Source organism: Pseudomonas migulae NBRC 103157, assembly GCF_002091715.1.
GTDB classification, from domain to species: Bacteria; Pseudomonadota; Gammaproteobacteria; order Pseudomonadales; family Pseudomonadaceae; genus Aquipseudomonas; species Aquipseudomonas migulae_A.
The window spans coordinates 1-18,522 of record NZ_BDAG01000065.1; the positions used below are offsets into that span (position 1 = coordinate 1).

The window sequence follows — 18,522 nt, forward strand, 5'->3', positions numbered from 1 at the left end:
ATGTGTTTTGTGGTGGGTGCGGGAATTGTTGCCGAAGCGGTAAGGGTTTTTACTCCGCTAAGGTTTGTAACTGACAGCGCACAGGGCATAAGCTTTCGCCCCCTTACTACTTTCGTCTCGTCCTCCGATTTCAGGAACCCCCCATGTCCAGTCAGTTCCCCGAAGCACGTCCACGCCGTCTGCGCCGCAATGCGAGCCTGCGCAGCCTGTTCCAGGAAACCGAGTTCACCCTGAACGACCTGGTGCTGCCGATTTTCGTCGAGGAAGAAATCGACGACTTTGTGCCGATCAAGAGCATGCCCGGCGTGATGCGTATACCGGAATCGAAACTGGCCGGCGAGATCGAGCGTTATGCCCGGGCCGGGATCAAGTCGGTGATGACCTTCGGTGTGTCGCATCACCTGGACAGCAACGGCAGCGACACCTGGAGCGACAACGGCCTGGTCTCGCGCATGTCGCGCATCGCCAAAGACGCAGTGCCCGAAATGATCGTGATGTCCGACACCTGCTTCTGTGAATACACCAGCCACGGTCACTGCGGCGTGCTGCACAACCACGAAGTCGACAACGATCAGACCCTGATCAACCTCGGCAAGCAAGCCGTCGCGGCAGCCCGTGCCGGTGCTGATGTGATTGCGCCGTCGGCGGCCATGGACGGGCAGGTCCAGGCGATTCGCCGGGCGCTGGATGACGCCGGATTCACCCAGACCGCGATCATGGCCTACTCGACCAAATTTGCCTCGGCGCTCTACGGCCCGTTCCGTGAAGCCGGCGGCAGCGCGCTCAAGGGCGACCGCAAAAGCTATCAGATGAACCCGATGAACCGCCGCGAAGCGGTGCGTGAATCGCTGATGGACGAACAGGAAGGCGCCGACGCGCTGATGGTCAAACCGGCCGGCGCGTACCTGGACATCATCCGCGACATCCGCGAAGTCTCGCGCCTGCCGCTGTCGGCCTATCAGGTGAGTGGCGAGTACGCGATGATCAAGTTCGGCGCACAGGCCGGGGCGATCGATGAAGACCGCGTGGTACGCGAGAGCCTTGGGGCGATCAAGCGGGCGGGGGCGGATTTGATCTTTACCTACTTCGCGATGGACCTGGCCTTGGCCGGGATCTGAAAAATACACAAAACCTGTAGGAGCCGGCTTGCTGGCGATAGCGGTAGGTCAGTCACCAGAGAGGCTGGAGGGTCCGGCCTCATCGCGAGCAAGCTTGCTCCTACAGGAATTGCGGCGCACTCAGGAGCCGAAAAACGGCCGTATACCGCGATCGCGGAAATACCGCTCGATCACTTTCGGGTCCGAGCACGTCTCGGCAATCGCCACATAGGTATCCGGCCGCAACAGATAAAATCCGTTACGCCCCAGGCCTGCCGCTTCAAACGCCGGCCGCCAGCCAAACACATGCAACGGCAAGTGATGTTCGTGGCACCAGGCGATCATTTCGTCGCTGGTGTCGCCGTACACGTGTACCTGCCAGCTCTGGCACTTCAGCGACCTGAAATTATCCCCTTCACCATCGTGCGCCCAAGGCAGCCGGTCGCCGCCATGCACGTGTCCGGCAACGCCGATGCTCAATGGCATCCCGCGATAATTGAGGGTGATCTGTGACACCGTGCGGAACAGGAACTCGCGGGAGGTCTCGAATGAAGCCATTTTCGGCAACAGGAATGGCGCCAGACGCATGCGCAGCAAATCGGCAATGCGCCCTTCGGCGGTGACGAAGCTGAACACCCGGTCGGTGGTGGCGACCAGTTTGCGGGCAAACGCGATGCGCTCGGTTTCATAGGTGTCGAGCAGATGCGGCGCGGCACCGCCGCTCAACACGGCGGCGAGTTTCCACGCGAGGTTGATGGCATCGCCAATCCCGGTGTTCATGCCCTGGCCGCCTGCGGGGCTGTGGACGTGGGCCGCGTCGCCCAATAGAAAGGCCCGGCCGCTGCGAAAGTGATCGGCCACACGATGATGCACGCGGTAGGTCGAGAACCAGTTCACCTGTTCGATCTGCACCTTCAGATGCTCGATGGCCCGGCTGCTGACGTCTTCAAACTGCAGGGTTTCAGCCTGCTCGGCGCGTTCGTCGCGCACCGTTCCGATCAGCCGCGCGCGGCCTTCGCCGGCCAACGGAAACACCGCGAGAAAGTCCGCTTCATCAAGATCCACGTGGAGTTCGCCATTGAACGTCGGCCCGCTGGCCTGCACGTCCGCCACATAGAAGATCTGCTGGTAGGTGCCGCCGGGAAATCCGGTGTCGAGGGTTTTGCGCACGATCGAGCGGGCGCCGTCGCATCCGGCGAGGTAGCAAGCCTGACAGGTTTCCTGTTGACCGTCGGGCAAGCGCAGACGTGCGGTGATGCCGTCGCCGGTTTCCTCGAAGCTCTCCAGCTCGGTGTTGCGTTCGACCTGGATACCAAAGGCTTCCAGGCGTTCTATCAGCAATCGCTCGTGCTCGTCCTGAGGAAATATTTCGAGGAACGCATAAGGCGTCAAACCCTCGCCGACCCGGCTCAACGGCAAGCGGGCCACCGGTTCGCCCTTGACCCAGAAGTTGGCCGCCGCCACGCGATGTCCCTTCTGTATCACGGCGTCACTGAGGTCGAGTTGGTGATACAACTCCAGCGTCCGCGCCTGCACCGCCAGCGCTCGTGAAGTGGTGCCGGGTGCCGATGTCTTGTCGAGAATCCGCACGCGGATCCCCAGTTTGCTCAGCCACAGTGCGAGCACCAGCCCGGTGGGGCCGGCACCGATGATCAGTACGTCGCTACGGTTCATGCGCCTGTCCTCCCCGGCGTTTGGCTCAAGTATGGTTCAGGCGAGGAGGGCCGTCAGACAGACTGCCCAACGGAAAAAGGCCCTGCAGGAGCGGCGTGTCTGTGGAGGGAACAGTGTGTCGCCGGCACAGTCATAGCCTGCGTCATGGGATTGATCGTATGGTTACCCCGGCCCAACGGATTTGATGGAGCAGTATGCAAGCCAATCGATTGATCATGAGCGTCGCGGCGCTGTTGATTCTTGCCGGGTGCGCAACGCAGCGCAGCGAGGAAGCCCCGGCCCGACCACCTGCCGAGGTCAAGGCCGAGATCGTTCGCCTGCTGCCGGCCAAGACCGCGGACCGCCAAGGCTGGGCCACGGACATTTACGCTGCCTTTGCCGCGCAGAACATTTATCCCTCCACGCAGAACCTGTGTTCCGTGCTGGCCGTCACCGAGCAGGAATCGACTTTCCAGGTTGATCCGTCGGTGCCGGGCCTGGGCGAGATCGCCCGGGATGAAATCGACCGGCGTGCCGCGAAAGCCCACATCCCCGGCCTGCTGGTGAGCGGGGCGTTGAAGGTGAGTTCAAGTAACGGCAAAAGCTACAGCGATCGCTTGAATGCCGCGCGCAGCGAAAAGGAGCTCAGCGCGATCTTCGATGACTTCATCGGCATGGTGCCCATGGGGCGAACGCTGTTCGGCGGCTTCAACCCGGTGCACACCGGTGGCCCGATGCAGGTGAGCATCGACTTCGCCGAACAACAGGCCCGGAATTATCCCTACCCGGTGGGCAGTACGATTCGGCATGAAGTGTTCAGCCGTCGCGGCGGCATGTATTTCGGCATCGCTCACTTGCTCGGTTATCCGGTGAGCTACAAGCAGCCGCTGTACCGCTTCGCCGATTTCAACGCTGGCTGGTACGCAAGCCGCAATGCCGCGTTTCAGAACGCTGTGAGCCGTGCTTCGGGCATCCCGCTGGCGCTGGACGGCGATCTGGTGCGCTACGGCTCGATCATGCCCGGCACCACGGAACTGGCCGTGCGCGCCCTCGGCAAGCGCCTGGACATGCGCAACCCGACCATCAGGGATCAACTGGAGAAGGGCAACAGCCTCGAGTTTGAGGACACCCGGTTGTATCAACGGGTCTTCGAGCTGGCCGAACAAGCCGAAGGCCGTTCATTGCCGCGTGCGGTATTGCCGGGGATCGTCCTGCAGAGCCCGAAAATCACCCGCAAACTCACCACCGCGTGGTTTGCAAAACGGGTTGATGAACGTTATCAGCGCTGCATGGCGCGGGCGGGGAAGTGACCGGTTTCAAAAAAGCGCAAAACCCGGCTTCATCAGGTTGATGAGACCGGGTTTTTTTGTCGAGTCTTGCGGTACAGCCATTCATTCACACTGCACGGCTTTCGATCAGACGGTCGGAGCCACCTTCGGCAACGCGGTTTTCGATCAGACGGTCGGAGCCACCTTCAGCGACGCGGTTTTCGATCAGACGATCAGAGCCACCTTCGGCCACGCGGTTTTCGATCAGACGATCCGAGCCGCCTTCAGCCACGCGGTTTTCGATCAGACGATCCGAGCCGCCTTCAGCGACGCGGTTTTCGATCAGACGATCCGAGCCACCTTCAGCAACGCGATTTTCGATCAGACGATCCGAACCACCCTCAGCCACACGGCTTTCAATCAGACGATCCGACCCTCCCTCAGCGACAACCGGGTGAGCAGAAGAAGCGGCAAAAGCGTTAACTGCAAAAACCGAGAAAGCGATGCTGAGGAAGAGTTGGCGTTTCATGATCGTGTGCTCCGGGGTGTTATTGGTTGGTATGGAGGCGATGTTACGCCCCGGAGTTTTTAAGAGAACTTCATTGACGTGATGGTGAACATCGACGGCAGTGATGAATCGGATGGCTTGTCCTGTGTGGCGGTGATCGGCGGCGGCAATCAGATGACTTTCACCGCCCGCCCAATGAACTGAATCGGCCCGGTCGGTTTGCCGATTGGCGAGCCGCTGGGGTTTTCCAGGGTCAGTTCGAACAGTTGGTTCGGTTCCAGCGGCGGCAGTTTGTCCAGGGGCACCGACAGGGTTTGTCCCGGTTTGACCAGCCCCAGCGAGACCGGTCCTTGCCAGCCTTCGGCCTTGGTCCAGAACTCCAGCGCCTTGTCCGCCGGAACCTCTGCCACTCCCAGCGGAATCAACTGGATCTCCCGGCGGTTGCTGGCTTGAATCACCCAACCCGGCGCTTTGTCCTGCGGCGCGACCAGCACCACCATATACGTCGGTTTGACCGTGGCTTGGGTCAGCAGCAACGCACCGAGCAGCAACGTCGCCGCCAGCCCCGCCCCGGCGAGCCCGCGCCAGAGCGGCAAAAGATTCCACCAGGATGACCGCTCGGCCGTTGGCGTGACTGGCTGTCGGTTCAACGCGTTGACACTGCGCTCGATGCGTTGCCACAGGAGGTGCGATGGGTTTTCGGGCTCGGCGAGGTCGGTCAGGCCCAGCAAGCGACGTTCCCAGGCATCGACCGCCGTGCGCAGTTCGGCGTCGTCGTTCAGGCGTTGTTGAACCTCGGTGCGCCGTTCGGCCGAGAGCGTGCCCAGCACATATTCGCTGGCCAGTTCGTCACGTTCGTCCGGGGTTTCATCCACAGGTCGGGTGGTCATCCCATGCACTCCCGCAAGGCCGTCAGGCTCCGTTTGATCCAGGCTTTGACGGTGCCCAGCGGGGTGCCGAGTTTGTGTGAAATCTGCGCGTGGGAATAACCGTCGACGTAGGCATGCAGGATGCAAATGCGCCTTGAGGGTTCAAGCTGTTCCAGGCACCGATGAATACGTGATGAGTGCACGTCGGCATCGAAGGTTTCAGCGTCGTTTTGCACGTCGGTATCGCCCTGGATCTCGCGGCTGTTGTCGCGGATGAAATTGAGCGCCAGATGCCGGGTTACGCTGTACATCCAGCCCCGCGCCGATCCCCGCGTCGGGTCGAAACCGGCGGCACCGGCCCAGATCTTGAGGAACGCATCGTGGACGATGTCTTCGGCCAGCGCGGTGTCGCGCACCAGGCGTTTGGCCACGCCGAGCAGCCGTGGGCTTTCCTGCACGTACAAATCCCGCAGGGCTTGACGCTCGCCCCGGCCACAGGCGGCAAGACGGGCTTCATAGTCGAAAATGGGTTCGGGCAAGGACACAGATCTCAGCCGTTATGTGGGGCAGTCCGAATGCAATCTAGCAAACAATCAGGACCCCTGTTGGAGCGAGCAAGTTCGCTCCAACAGAAGATTGCATCGGGCCGGGGTTTAGCTGGCCGCCCAGAAAATGTAATCCGCCTGGTACTTCACCACTTCCTGCTTGCCCTTGTTGGCCGTCGTGCATTCGGCGCTTGGCGCGACGCCGCCCTTGAGTGCCACGCGCTGGATGTAACTGACACCGCTCATCGCGCCTTTGCCTTCGGCCGGGTTGGCCTTGACCAGTTGATAGGGCAGGTTGCCCGGGCTCGATGGCGCGACGGCCAGCTGGGTGCCGGTGACTTTCGAGCCGTCCTTCGCTTGCCAGGTCGCCGGTGGTCCGAAATAGGTACCGACCTGCTTGCCGCTGCGATCATTGAGCACCGCTTTGGGGCCGACGAAGAACCATTCGGTCTGCCCGGCGGCGTTGGCCTTGTCGCGGCATTCGTAAGTGATCTCGCCGACCCCGGTGGTTTCCAGGGCGACCTTGTGCCCGTCCGGCACCTTGATGCTGTCGGGCAGACTGGTCTGGGCCAGGGCCGCAGGGACGGTGGCGAGTAAACCGGCAAGGCAAATCAGCTGTCTGGCATTCATGAAAATCTCTCCGCTAATGAGTATTCCGTCATGCAGCAAAAGGAGCTGCTACAGGTACTACCCGTCGGAAAGCGATTTGGATGCACGCCTGAAAAAGAAATTTTCAGGCACGGCCAGCGTCACCTGCTACAAAGAGAACACGCAATGGAGGTGTTTATGTACCAGCTCTATGGACACCAGAACTCCGGTGCCGCCGCCATCGAAGCCGCGCTGGAGCTCTGCGAGATTCCTTACCGCTTCATCGACGTCGAGGTTTCCACGGAGGCGGCCCACGCCCTGGAGAAGCTCAACCCGCTCAAGCAGATCCCGACCTTGCAGTTGCCCGACGGCAGCGTTCTGACCGAAAGTGCGGCGATCCTTATTCATCTCGGGCTCACGTTTCCCAAGTCGAAACTGCTGCCGGATAACGCCGCCGAGCGCGATCAGGCGATCCGTGGCCTGGTGTACATCGTCAGCAATTGTTATGCAGCGATCGGCATCATCGACTATCCCGAACGCTGGTTGGCCGTGGCGGATAAGCCCTCCAGGGACAACCTCGTGGCGGGTGCCCGCGAGCGATTGCACTGGAGTTGGGAGGTGTTCGCCGATCAGTTCTCGGGCGAGTTGTATCTGGGGGATGAGGCGCCGGGAGCGCTGGATGTGTTGGCGGCGGTGATCACGCGCTGGGCGGGTAGCCGGGAACATTTGCGCAGCGCCCGACCGGGGTTTTTCGCCTGGCTGGAGAGGATTGACCGGCACCCGACGCTGGCACCGGTCTTTGCGCGGCATTGGCCATCCTGAACACCGCTGATCAAAATGTGGGAGCGGGCAGTGTCTGGAGTTATTCGCCGCGAATGTACTGCTCCAACTGACGAATCAGTTCAGCCTGCTCCGCAATGGCTTCCTTGACCAGGTCGCCGATCGACAGCAACCCGATCAGCTTGCCGTTCTCCACCACCGGCAGGTGGCGCAGACGTCTGTCGGACATGATGCCCAGGCACGTGTCGACGGTTTGATGGGTGTCCACGGTGATTACCGGCGACACCATGATGTCGCGCACCGGCGTGCCGACCGAAGAGCGACCATGCAGCACCAGTTTGCGCGCGTAGTCGCGTTCACTGATGATGCCCAGCACTTGGTCATTCTCTACCACCAGCAAGGCACCGACATTCTTCTCGGCCATCTTCATCAGCGCTTCCAGCACCATGTGATCGGGCTTGATCTGGTGCACTTCCTGATTTTTCTGATCTTTCAACTTGAGCAGTTGGGCGACGGTTTTCATGATGGCTTCTCGGGTGTTGTCGTTGTTCTTGAAGAATCGTAGACGCAAGCGCTGAGGGCAAGGCAGAAAGCGGCAGATAACGCGCAAAAAACGTCATTCAGCTGTTTTTCTTCGATAAACCTCACATTTTCGGACACACCACCGACCTGTAGGAGCTGGCTTGCCAGCGATAGCGGTGGGTCAGACGACCTATTTATCGTTTGAACGGGCGCTATCGCTGGCAAGCCAACTCCTACAAGAGCTCATCCATCCAGGCGTTCACTGCTATTGGCGGGAATGCCGCGTAGAATCACCATCTGAATCGGATTTGAGGTTGCAGTGGTGGATTTACAGCGGGGCTTCGTCCTGACCCGGCATTGGCGCGATACCCCGGCCGGTACGGAAGTCGAGTTCTGGCTGGCGACCGAGACCGGTCCCCGGCGCATCCGCCTGCCTCATCAACCGTCGGTGGCGTTCATTCCGGCTGAACAGCGCGAGCAGGCCGAAGCGCTGTTGCACGGCGAAAAAAACGTCGAGCTCAAACCCCTGGCCCTTCAGGATTTCGAGCATCGCCCGGTGCTCGGTCTGTATTGCCAGCAACACGGGCAACTGATGCGTCTGGAGACCGCGCTGCGCAAGGCCGGCGTCGAGATGTTCGAGGCCGACGTGCGCCCACCGGAACGCTACATGATGGAGCGTTTCATCACGGCGCCCGTGATCTTCGGTGGTACACCGAATGCCGACGGCCTGCTGCTCGATGCGCAGATGAAGCCCGATCCCGACTATCGTCCAACGCTCAGGCTGGTGTCCCTGGACATCGAAACCACCGCGCAAGGTGATCTGTATTCCATCGCCCTGGAAGGTTGCGGCGAGCGCCAGGTCTACATGCTCGGCCCACCGAATGGCGACGACAGCGCGGTGGATTTCCAACTCGAATACTGCGATTCCCGAACCCTGCTGCTGAAAAAACTCAACGAATGGTTCGCCCGCCACGACCCGGACGCGATCATCGGCTGGAACGTCGTGCAGTTCGATTTGCGCGTGCTGCACGAACACGCACGCCGGCTGGCGGTGCCGCTGAAACTGGGGCGGGGCGGCGAAGAAATGCAGTGGCGCGAACACGGCAGTCGCAACCATTATTTTGCCTCGGCCGCCGGGCGATTGATCATCGATGGCATTGAATCCCTGCGCTCGGCGACCTGGAGTTTTCCTTCGTTCAGCCTGGAAAACGTCGCGCAAACCCTGCTCGGCGAAGGCAAGGCGATCAGTACGCCGTACCAGCGCATGGACGAAATCAACCGCATGTTCGCCGAGGACAAACCGGCCCTGGCCACCTACAACCTCAAGGACTGCGAACTGGTCACGCGGATTTTTGCCAAAACCCAATTGCTCACGTTCCTGCTTGAGCGGGCCAGCGTCACCGGGTTGCCGGCGGATCGCAGCGGTGGTTCGGTGGCGGCGTTCACCCACCTGTACATGCCATTGATGCACCGTCAGGGCTTCGTCGCGCCCAACCTCGGCACCAAACCGGCGCAGGCCAGCCCCGGCGGATTTGTCATGGACTCGCAGCCGGGCCTGTACGAATCGGTGCTGGTGCTCGACTACAAAAGCCTCTATCCGTCGATCATTCGTACCTTCCTCATCGACCCGGTCGGGTTGATCGAAGGCTTGCGCCATCCTGACGACAGCGAGTCCGTACCGGGTTTCCGCGGTGCGCGTTTTTCCAGGGCCCGGCATTGCCTGCCGGCCATCGTCGCCCGGGTCGCCGAAGGCCGCGAAACCGCCAAGCGCGAACACAACGCGCCGCTGTCCCAGGCGCTGAAAATCATCATGAACGCTTTCTACGGCGTGCTCGGTTCCAGCGGCTGCCGCTTCTTCGATACGCGTCTGGCCTCGTCGATCACCTTGCGCGGCCACGAAATCATGCTGCGCACCCGACAACTGATCGAAGCCCAGGGGCACACGGTGATCTACGGCGACACCGACTCGACATTCGTCTGGCTGCGCCGGGCCCACGGTCAGCAGGAAGCGGCGCAAATCGGCCGCGCGCTGGTGGACCACGTCAACCAGTGGTGGCGCGAGCATGTCCAACAGGAATATGGGCTTGAAAGCGCGCTGGAGCTGCAGTTCGAAACCCACTACAAGCGCTTTCTGATGCCGACCATTCGTGGCGCCGAAGAGGGCAGCAAGAAGCGTTATGCCGGGCTGGTCACACGTGACGACGGCACAGACGAGATGGTCTACAAGGGGCTGGAAACCGTGCGCACCGACTGGTCGCTGCTGGCCCGGCAGTTCCAGCAAGAGCTGTACACGCGGATATTCCATCGCCAGCCGTATCAGGATTATGTGCGCGAGTACGTGCGCAAAACCCTGGCGGGCGAGTTCGACGATCGCCTGATCTACCGCAAGCGCCTGCGCCGCACCCTGGACGACTATGAGCGCAACGTGCCGCCACACGTTCGCGCGGCGCGGATCGCCGACGACTACAACGATCGGCAGGGTCGGCCGCGGCAATACCAGAATGGCGGCTGGATCAGTTACGTGATCACCGTCGCCGGGCCCGAGCCGCTGGAGATTCGCAGTGCGCCCATCGATTACGACCATTACGTCACGCGGCAACTGCAACCGGTGGCCGATGCGATCCTGCCGTTCGTGGACGACGATTTCTCAACCCTGATTGGGGGGCAGTTGGGCCTGTTTTGAGTCCAGCAGGGTTAACGTCCACGCGTCCGGGATTCCGTGGAAATACTGGTCCAGCGCTTGTTGAAACAGGCTGTTATCCGGGGCGATCTGGGCGAACAGGGTCATCGACGAATGGAATTTCAGGTCGTCCGGATGGCCAAAAATCTCCGCGATGGAACGCTGCGGGATGTTCAGCACCAATTGTGCGCAAGTTCGCAGTCGGGACCCCAGCAATGCATGTTCCAGATAGGCTGAGGCCTCTTCGCTCGAGTGAATGGCATATCGTTGCGACATTTCGCTGCCACCCAGGCCGATGAATTGCGGAAAGATGAACCACATCCAGTGACTGCGCTTTCGTCCTGTGCCGAGTTCGTTTTTCACTCGCTCGAACACCGGGTCCTGCGCCTGGATAAAGCGCTGCAGGTTGAAGACGTCGAGCTGATCGGTGCTTCTCATGAGAAGCCCTCTGACAAAACCGCGATGGCTCAGACCATGGCCAGTCGCTGTTTGCGTTGTGGCGCGCGAAACGCTTGGTCCAGCGCCTCCAGATCCCCGGCCTCAAGCCGTAATTGCGCGGCTTGTGCATTCAGATGCACGTGTTCAGGCCGAACCGCTTTGGGAATGGCGATAACACCATCCTGTCGCAGAATCCATGCCAGCGCTACCTGCGCCGGTGTCACGCCGTGACGGGTGGCCACCCGGTTGAGTGTCGGGTGGGCCAGCAACGTCCCGCCCTGACCGATGGGACAGTACGCCATCAATGGCTGCCGATGCTGTTGGCTCCAGGGCAGTAAATCAAATTCTATGCCGCGTTCTTCAAGGTTATAGAGCACTTGATTGGTGGCGCACGCCGGGGAGGCCAGTTCCTCCAGGTCATCCACATCGAAATTGGACACACCCCAACGGCCGATCTTGCCGTCTGCGCGCAAGCGTTCGAAGGCGTCGACGGTTTCTTCAAGCGGATACTGGCCGCGCCAGTGCAACAGGTACACGTCGATGTAGTCGGTGTTCAAGCGGCGCAGGCTGCGCTCGCAGGCCTGGGGGATGCCTTTGCGGCTGGCGTTATGCGGATAGACCTTGCTGACGAGAAACACCTTATCGCGCAGGCCGGCAATCGCTTCGCCCACCACTTCCTCGGCGCCCCCTTCGCCATACATCTCGGCGGTGTCGATCAGGGTCATGCCCAGTTCGATGCCCAGGCGCAGCGCCGCGACTTCTTCAGCATGTCGAGCGTGATCTTCACCCATGCGCCAGGTGCCCTGGCCAATGACGGGTACGTCGACACCGGCCAGTTCGAGGGTCCGCATGAAAATCTCCTTAATGTCATTCGGTCGATACTTCGGTTGGCAGCAGAATAGCCCATGGGTTCCCCGCACGTGTCGCTACTGCCGGGCTCGCGAGACCGCGTGCGCTGGCGCAGTCCTCGCAAGCGCTGGATTTATCGCGGACTTCGTCCTCGAACGCGGCCTCGCGGGCCGGCAGTTGCTACAGGTGACAGGGGTTACTGAGCGGAGAATTTCAGCACGGTGCTCTGGGTATACGTCTTGCCCGGATCCAGGCGTGTGGACGGGAAGTCTGGCTGGTTTGGCGCATCCGGGTAGTGCTGGGTTTCCAGGGTGAACGCGCTCCAATGCGCATAAGTTTTGCCGGCCTTGCCCTTGACCGTGCCGTCGAGGAAGTTGCTGGTATAGAACTGCACGCCGGGTTCGGTGGTGTAGAGCTGCAAGCGGCGCCCGGACTGCGGGTCGCTGACATCGGCGGCGAGCTTGCGCGGATCGCCCTTGGCATCCAGTACCCAGTTGAAGTCAAAACCGCCCTGTTTCGGCTCGGCGAATTTCAGCTGTGGATGATCGGCCTTGATGTGTTTACCGATGGCGGTGGGTCGGGTGAAGTCCATAGGTGTGCCGGCGACTGGTGCCAGTTCGCCGGTCGGTATCAACTTGCCGTTGACCGGTGTGTAGTGGCTGGCGTGCAAGGTCGCGATCTGTTGCAACACGTCACCGTTACCGGCGCCCGCCAGGTTGAAATAGCTGTGGTTGGTCAGGTTCAGCACCGTGGGCTTATCGGTGGAGGCCTTGTACTCGATGCGCAGCTCGTTGTTCTCGTTGAGGCTGTAGGTGACCTCGGTTTTCAGGTTGCCGGGAAAGCCCATTTCGCCGTCCGCCGACAGGTAGGTCAGGGTCACGCCCACCGAGTCCTTGCTTTTGGCCGGCTCGGCTTTCCACACGTGTTTATCAAAGCCTTGCGGGCCACCGTGCAGTGAATTCGAGTGGTCATTTTGCGGCACCTGATAGCGCTTGCCGTCGAGTTCGAAGGCGCCATTGGCGAGGCGATTGCCGAAACGTCCGATGGTCGCGCCGAAGTAGGCCGTGCCGCTCTGATAGCCCTGCACGTCATCGAAGCCGAGCACTACGTCCGCCACCTTGCCGTTCTTGTCCGGCACTTCAAGCGATTGCAGCGTCGCACCGTAAGTGATCACGGTAGCTTGCATGCCGTGGCTGTTACGCAACACGTATTGCTCGACGGGCGTGCCGTCGCTGGTTTTGCCGAACGCTTTGTGTTCGCTGGACAGGCCGGCGGCCTGGGCGGTGAGTGTGGCGATCATCAGGGACAGTCCGAGGACGTAATAGGGTTGTCGGGATTGAAGCATGGTTTACCTTCCTTTTTTTGTTGTTTTTTGCAAAGTAGTCATACTAATTGTCGCTTTGTGTGGCGAACAAGGAAGGATTTATAGCTGATATTTATGGAGTTGCACTAATAAAGTATTACTAATTTGCGAATGGAATAAAGAACTGCTCAGGTTGACGGACTGCCGGCACTGCACTTTTTCGCAATCCACGGCTCTATCCCTTGCCAGCCTGCGGCGATCCCCTCTGCCGGCCCATGTCCAAGTCCAAGCCCCCATGGCCCGAGTTTTACCCCTCATCGCTGTGTACATCCGCCGCCACTGCCTGCTGCTCGCTGTCCTGTCGACGCTGTTCACGACCGGGTGCAGCCAGCAACAAGGCCGGGACATCGTCAGCCAGTTTCGCGAGGGCCGGCCCCAGGAATTCCTCCAGACCAGCGTCGACCGCATGGCCACCCTGGCGATGCGCGACAACCTCGACAGCCTCTACCTGCTGATGAGCAAGCTCTACCTGCGCAACCCACAGGAGCTGAAGAAATCCGGTTTCCTCGACGCTCGCACCGCAGGCAAACAGGTGCGCATGGCCATTGAGCAACAACAGCCGCTGCCGACCCTGGGGGGCAAGAAAGATCTGGCGGCGCTGAGTTACGCCATGAGTCCGGAATTCCTCGGCGACCGGGTCGGTGCCTTTATCTATGCCATCGGCAGCATGCTGGTCACCGCTCACGGCAATCGGCTGGAGTTCTACATGACCGATGCGATCAACCCGACCTTCGTCAACAACGCCGCGCGCAACATCGAGAAAGCCACCTGGATCCTCAGCCAGCGGCAGAACAAGAACGGCGACCCCTTGCTGTTCTCCAACGAGATCTCGGAGGAGGGCAGTAACCTGAGTTTCGCCGTGGAGTTCGGCAAGATCGTCGCGCGCCTGGACCTGCTGACCCAGATGCTGGACGAGCGCTACCGGCGGATCGGCCTGAATTACGCGCAGAGTCTGCTGTTTCTCAATTTCCTGCCTGTGCAGTGAGTCCTCTGTAGGAGCCGAGCAAACTCGGTTCCTACACGGTCCGCGTGTGGGCAGAAGGAATAACGATAGACCCTATCGATATAAGTAGTTATAAGAAAAATCGCTATGCTGCTGGCCAGTTTTTTCATGCGTTTTCAGTGGGCGTGTTAATGGATTTCGTTAACTTCGGTTTGGTTGTGGCAGGTTTGGTGGTGGGGTTCATTGTCGGCATGACCGGCGTGGGCGGCGGCTCGCTGATGACGCCGATCCTGCTATGGTTCGGCATCAATCCGGCGACAGCGGTGGGTACGGACCTGCTGTACGCCGCGATTACCAAATCCAGCGGCGTGCTGGTGCATCGCAAGAACAAGAACATCGACTGGGCGATTACCGGTTGGCTGACCCTCGGCAGTGTGCCGGCGGTGGCGCTGACGCTGTGGTTCCTGAGCAGTTTGCAAACCTCCCCGGATGCGATGAACGCCGTCATCAAACAGGCACTGGGTTTTGTGCTGTTTGCCACGGCACTGGCGATTTTCTTCAAGAAACGCTTGCTCGACTTTGCCCACAAACGAGCGGGCGGCGAGTACAACCCAAGCGGCCAGCGCTTGAATGTGCTGACTGTGATCACCGGCCTGATCCTTGGCACCATGGTCGCCCTGACCTCCATTGGCGCAGGCGCCCTGGGCACCGTGGCGTTGTTCATCCTCTATCCGCTGCTACCGACCCGCCGTCTGGTCGGCACGGAAATCGCCCACGCCGTGCCGCTGACCCTGGTCGCCGGTCTTGGCCACGCGAGCATGGGCAACATGGATTGGCATGTGCTGGGCTACTTGCTGGTCGGTTCGTTGCCGGGGATTTACCTGGGCAGTCACCTGACGGGCCGTATCTCCGATGAAGTGTTGCGACCTTGCCTGGCCACGATGCTGGTGCTGATCGGCTACAAACTGGCGTTCTGATGGTTGCCTCTGGCCTCAGTCATTCACGGGTGAAAATCTCCAGCAGATGCCCGTCCGGGTCATCGAAATACACACGCCTTCCACCCCCATAATCATTGATCTCTTCGGGGTGCTGCTTACCCGGATCAGCCCACCACGGTTGCTTCCTGGCTTGCAGGCGCGCGAAGGCCGCATCGAAATCGTCGTCGCCGATCAGGAACGCATAGTGCTGGGAGGCTATCGGCGGGTCATTGTCGTAGTAATCCAGCGACACGCCGTTGTCGAACCTGACAATCAGCATCGGCCCGAAGGGCTCGGGGGCGGGCAGGCCGAGGAGTTCTGTCAGGTAGTTGGCCGATGTCTGCTTGTCGCGACACCAAACGATGGTGTGGTTCAGCTGAGCGCTCATCGAGAAATCCTCACGGCGGATCAGGTGGTTTGTTTATGAACCATGAGATTAGTCCAGCCTGTTGCGCAATGACCGCCCTGACCTAAGCTTGGGTCAAGGCGAGACACAATTGCGGTGCGTCACCCGGAACGATCGCCGCGATGCGCAATCATTAGAGCGTGGATATCAAAAGGAGATGCGCATGCTCATCAGGTCATTGACCCTGACAACCCTGCTGGCGATTGCCGGCCCCTTGCTCGCCGCCGATGGCGACTCACCGCTGGACATGGACAAGGGCAGGTCCCGGCCGCTGATTGTCATTGCTCCGAGCACGGTCGATCCGACGTGGGTCAGCCTGAAAAAGTCGCTGGATGAGCCGGCCAATCGCAAAGAGTTCACCGACCGCAACCTGGTCCTGTACACCGTGCTCAACCTGATGGGCCAGCGCGAAGGCAAAGACCTGGGACCACAAGACACGGCGGCGCTGATCCGTTCGCTCAAGTTGGGAGCCGGGGCGAAGACCAAGGTGATTCTGGTCGGCAAGGACGGCGAAAAGAAACTCGAGCAATCGGATGCGGTTGATCTGAAGACGATTTTCAAAACCGTCGACGAGTTACCGCCGGCCGAGAAAGAAGCCACGGTGCCCACGCCGCCGCCGGTCACTGAAGCCGAACCGGTCAAGGGCGCCAAGGGAACGAAACCGGGCAAGCCGGCGAAGCCCGCCAAGCCACCGGAAATGCCTGACGATTGAACACAGCGATGGACACGCGCTAACGAAAATGGGCGACCTCAACAGGTCGCCCATTTTTGTTTACACCGCTTACCCCCTGAAGGAGCGAGCCCCTGCTACAGAGGTGCGGTTCCAGGCTATTGAGCCAACGCGCTCAGAATCGAGTGCGCGATCTTGATCCGCTCCGGGTTCGGGTAGTTTTTATTGGCCAGGATTACGATGCCGATACCCTTCGACGGTACATACGCCACGTAAGCACCGAAGCCACCGGTTGAGCCTGTTTTATTGAACAGCACATTGGCCGGTTGAGGTTGCGGCGGGTTGAGCCATTGGACTTTATGCGCCTCCATCGCCATCTGCGATGAGTTGCCAGCGAGCAGTTTGTCGAGGCTGATCGGGTAGGTGTAGCGCTCCCAGCCCAGGCCTTGGGTCATGTCGCCAACCGTGTAGTAGCCGGTATGCGTCGCGGCGATGGCTTGCTGCATCGGCGCTTCAAGGCCCGACGGCTTCATGTTCGCTTCGACGTAGCGAAGCAGATCCGAGGCGCTGGTTTTTACGCCATACGCCTCTGAATCCAGTGCCCCCGGCTCAACCCTCACAGGCTTGTCATCCTTGGTGTAACCCTGAGCGTAAAGCGCCATTTGGGTGGGCGGTACCTTCAGGAAAGTGTGCTGCAACCCGAGTTTCGGCAGCACGGTTTTTTCCATCAGTGCATCAAATGGCTGGCCCATGCTGTGGGCCGCGAGATAACCGAACAACCCCAGGCTCGGGTTCGAATACTGCCGATGGCTACCGGCGGCGTAGACCGGTTTCCACTGTTTGAAATAGCCGAGCATTTTGTCCGGCGCATCGGCATCGCTCGGGAATTGCAGCGGCAGGCCACCGGCGGTGTACGTGCCCAGTTGCAGCACGCTGACGCGATCGAATGCGCTGCCCCGCAACTCAGGCAGGATGTGGCTGGCCGTGTCGGACAGGGACAGTTTTCCGCTGGACTGGGCGTAGGCGGCGAGGGTGGCGGTATAGGTTTTGCTCACCGAGCCGATCTCGAACAGGGTGTCTTCGGTGACAGCCGTTCCGGTTTTCTTCGAGGCAACGCCGTAGTTAAAGTAATGCGGCTGGCCATCCACCGTGATCGCGATGGCCACGCCGGGAATGTTCTGTTGCTGCATGACCGGGACAACCGCAGCTTTCACTACCGCTTCGATCTGCGCGTCAGTCTGACTTCCGGCAACGCAGTAGCCAGCACCCAGGAGCAGTCCGAAAGCGCTGCAGGATAAGACCTTGCCGATTTTTAAGTTATGCATGATTGAGCCGCTGTCCATAAGATTTGATGATTAAACCCGCTACACTCCGAGCGGTTTATAAATCGGGCCGCCGATAGGCGTGCCAAATCTAGTCATTCTGCTGGTGCTCGACAAACGACAAATTTTCGGCTGAGCCATTAGAAAAATTAGGGAGTTGGCATGATCCGCCCGCAATTACCGCTTAACGCACTGCGCGCCTTCGAGGCTTCTGCACGCCACCTGAGTTTCACACGGGCGGCGGTTGAATTGTGCGTCACGCAGGCTGCGGTGAGCCATCAGGTCAAAAGCCTGGAAGCCCAGCTCAACGTCACGCTGTTCAAACGCTTGCCTCGCGGCTTGATGCTGACCAGTGAAGGGGAGACGTTGTTGCCGGTGCTGCGCGAGTCCTTCGACCGCATCGCCGAAACCCTCGAGCGTTTCGAGGGCGGGCATTTTCGCGAAGTGCTGTCGGTGGGCGCGGTGGGAACGTTTGCGGTGGGTTGGTTGTTGCCGCGCTTGGCCGACTTCCGGGCGAAACATCCGTTCATAGATTTGCGCCTGTCGACCCACAACAATCGGGTGGACGTGGCGGCTGAAGGGCTGGATTACGCCATTCGCTTTGGAGCGGGGGCGTGGCACGGGATTGAAGCGGTGCGCTTGATCGAGGCGCCGTTGTCGGTGTTGTGCGTTCCCGAGATTGCCCGGCAACTGCACACATCGGCCGATCTGCTGCAGCAGACGTTGCTGCGTTCCTACCGCACCGATGAGTGGCCCGAATGGTTTCAGGCCACCGGCCTTCCTGCCTATGCCGCGCCGCCCCGGAGCATCGTCTTCGATTCCTCGCTGGCGATGATGGAGGCGGCGCTGCAAGGAATGGGCGTGGCTTTGGCGCCACCGCTGATGTTCGCCCGACAACTGGCAACAGGTGCCATCGAGCAACCGTTCGCGATCGGCATCACCACCGGCAGCTATTGGCTGACCCGCTTGCAGTCGCGACCCGAAACGTCGGCGATGGCCGCGTTCAAGGGGTGGCTGCTGCAAACGGCGCATGAACACCGTTTA

At 60.4% G+C, this 18,522-nt stretch carries 19 protein-coding genes; 8 read left to right on the forward strand and 11 right to left on the reverse strand.

All coding sequences use genetic code 11. The features are described 5' to 3' along the window. The first annotated feature begins 143 nt into the window (after nt 1-143). Complete coding sequence (gene hemB / locus PMI01S_RS29405; protein WP_084323681.1) at nt 144-1,118, forward strand: porphobilinogen synthase; 975 nt, start codon at nt 144-146, stop codon at nt 1,116-1,118. A 120-nt stretch (nt 1,119-1,238) separates the two neighbouring features. Here hemB and PMI01S_RS29410 read toward each other — a convergent pair whose 3' ends face one another. Beyond that, the gene (locus tag PMI01S_RS29410) at nt 1,239-2,771 is read right to left on the reverse strand and encodes an FAD-dependent oxidoreductase (protein WP_084323683.1); all 1,533 of its coding nucleotides are present in this window, start codon (nt 2,769-2,771) and stop codon (nt 1,239-1,241) included. 194 nt (nt 2,772-2,965) lie between these two features. Here PMI01S_RS29410 and PMI01S_RS29415 point away from each other — a divergent pair, with 194 nt between their 5' ends. After that, nucleotides 2,966-4,060 (forward strand): DUF1615 domain-containing protein, encoded by a 1,095-nt coding sequence (locus PMI01S_RS29415; protein ID WP_084323685.1) that lies wholly within the window; start codon nt 2,966-2,968, stop codon nt 4,058-4,060. 85 nt (nt 4,061-4,145) lie between these two features. On the opposite strand, the gene PMI01S_RS29420 is transcribed toward PMI01S_RS29415, so the two are convergent. From PMI01S_RS29420 to PMI01S_RS29435, 4 genes are all read right to left on the reverse strand, one after another. Beyond that, nucleotides 4,146-4,547, reverse strand: a complete 402-nt coding sequence (locus tag PMI01S_RS29420) for a hypothetical protein (protein WP_008030819.1) — start codon at nt 4,545-4,547, stop codon at nt 4,146-4,148. A gap of 149 nt (nt 4,548-4,696) precedes the next feature. Next, entirely contained in the window at nt 4,697-5,416 is a 720-nt protein-coding gene (locus PMI01S_RS29425) for an anti-sigma factor (protein WP_084323687.1), read from the reverse strand. After that, entirely contained in the window at nt 5,413-5,934 is a 522-nt protein-coding gene (locus PMI01S_RS29430) for a sigma-70 family RNA polymerase sigma factor (protein ID WP_090473978.1), read from the reverse strand. The genes PMI01S_RS29425 and PMI01S_RS29430 overlap by 4 nt, the downstream gene beginning before the upstream one ends. Nucleotides 5,935-6,048: 114 nt before the next feature. After that, nucleotides 6,049-6,570, reverse strand: a complete 522-nt coding sequence (locus tag PMI01S_RS29435; protein WP_084323691.1) for a DUF3455 domain-containing protein — start codon at nt 6,568-6,570, stop codon at nt 6,049-6,051. Between the two features lie 156 nt (nt 6,571-6,726). On the opposite strand from PMI01S_RS29435, the gene PMI01S_RS29440 reads away from it, so the two are divergent. Further along, entirely contained in the window at nt 6,727-7,350 is a 624-nt protein-coding gene (locus PMI01S_RS29440; protein ID WP_084323693.1) for a glutathione S-transferase, read from the forward strand. Nucleotides 7,351-7,390: 40 nt separating this feature from the next. On the opposite strand, the gene PMI01S_RS29445 is transcribed toward PMI01S_RS29440, so the two are convergent. Continuing rightward, entirely contained in the window at nt 7,391-7,831 is a 441-nt protein-coding gene (locus PMI01S_RS29445) for a CBS domain-containing protein (RefSeq protein ID WP_084323695.1), read from the reverse strand. Between the two features lie 321 nt (nt 7,832-8,152). Here PMI01S_RS29445 and PMI01S_RS29450 point away from each other — a divergent pair, with 321 nt between their 5' ends. Further along, nucleotides 8,153-10,513: a DNA polymerase II gene (locus tag PMI01S_RS29450; RefSeq protein ID WP_167362934.1), complete on the forward strand. Its 2,361-nt coding sequence runs from the start codon at nt 8,153-8,155 to the stop codon at nt 10,511-10,513. Here PMI01S_RS29450 and PMI01S_RS29455 read toward each other — a convergent pair. The 3 genes from PMI01S_RS29455 to PMI01S_RS29465 form a co-directional block, all read right to left on the reverse strand. Then, on the reverse strand, nt 10,478-10,948 hold the full coding sequence (locus PMI01S_RS29455; RefSeq protein WP_084323697.1) for a DUF1810 domain-containing protein: 471 nt from the start codon (nt 10,946-10,948) through the stop codon (nt 10,478-10,480). The genes PMI01S_RS29450 and PMI01S_RS29455 overlap by 36 nt on opposite strands. A 29-nt stretch (nt 10,949-10,977) precedes the next feature. Then, complete coding sequence (locus PMI01S_RS29460; RefSeq protein WP_084323698.1) at nt 10,978-11,799, reverse strand: aldo/keto reductase; 822 nt, start codon at nt 11,797-11,799, stop codon at nt 10,978-10,980. A gap of 194 nt (nt 11,800-11,993) precedes the next feature. Further along, on the reverse strand, nt 11,994-13,142 hold the full coding sequence (locus PMI01S_RS29465; protein ID WP_084323699.1) for an aldose epimerase family protein: 1,149 nt from the start codon (nt 13,140-13,142) through the stop codon (nt 11,994-11,996). Nucleotides 13,143-13,395: 253 nt separating this feature from the next. Between PMI01S_RS29465 and PMI01S_RS29470 the strand changes: the two genes are divergently transcribed. Then, entirely contained in the window at nt 13,396-14,145 is a 750-nt protein-coding gene (locus PMI01S_RS29470) for a hypothetical protein (RefSeq protein ID WP_084323700.1), read from the forward strand. 149 nt (nt 14,146-14,294) lie between these two features. Continuing rightward, nucleotides 14,295-15,080: a sulfite exporter TauE/SafE family protein gene (locus tag PMI01S_RS29475; protein WP_084323701.1), complete on the forward strand. Its 786-nt coding sequence runs from the start codon at nt 14,295-14,297 to the stop codon at nt 15,078-15,080. Nucleotides 15,081-15,099: 19 nt separating this feature from the next. Here the strand turns inward: PMI01S_RS29475 and PMI01S_RS29480 are convergent, their stop codons facing one another. After that, on the reverse strand, nt 15,100-15,468 hold the full coding sequence (locus PMI01S_RS29480) for a VOC family protein (protein ID WP_084323702.1): 369 nt from the start codon (nt 15,466-15,468) through the stop codon (nt 15,100-15,102). A 181-nt stretch (nt 15,469-15,649) separates the two neighbouring features. Between PMI01S_RS29480 and PMI01S_RS29485 the strand changes: the two genes are divergently transcribed. Next, nucleotides 15,650-16,198: a DUF4174 domain-containing protein gene (locus tag PMI01S_RS29485; protein ID WP_084323703.1), complete on the forward strand. Its 549-nt coding sequence runs from the start codon at nt 15,650-15,652 to the stop codon at nt 16,196-16,198. Nucleotides 16,199-16,314: 116 nt separating this feature from the next. Here PMI01S_RS29485 and ampC read toward each other — a convergent pair whose 3' ends face one another. Then, complete coding sequence (gene ampC / locus PMI01S_RS29490; RefSeq protein ID WP_235864438.1) at nt 16,315-17,481, reverse strand: class C beta-lactamase; 1,167 nt, start codon at nt 17,479-17,481, stop codon at nt 16,315-16,317. A 159-nt stretch (nt 17,482-17,640) separates the two neighbouring features. On the opposite strand from ampC, the gene PMI01S_RS29495 reads away from it, so the two are divergent. Beyond that, nucleotides 17,641-18,522: LysR family transcriptional regulator (locus PMI01S_RS29495; protein WP_084323705.1), on the forward strand; the 882-nt coding region annotated here is incomplete at its 3' end.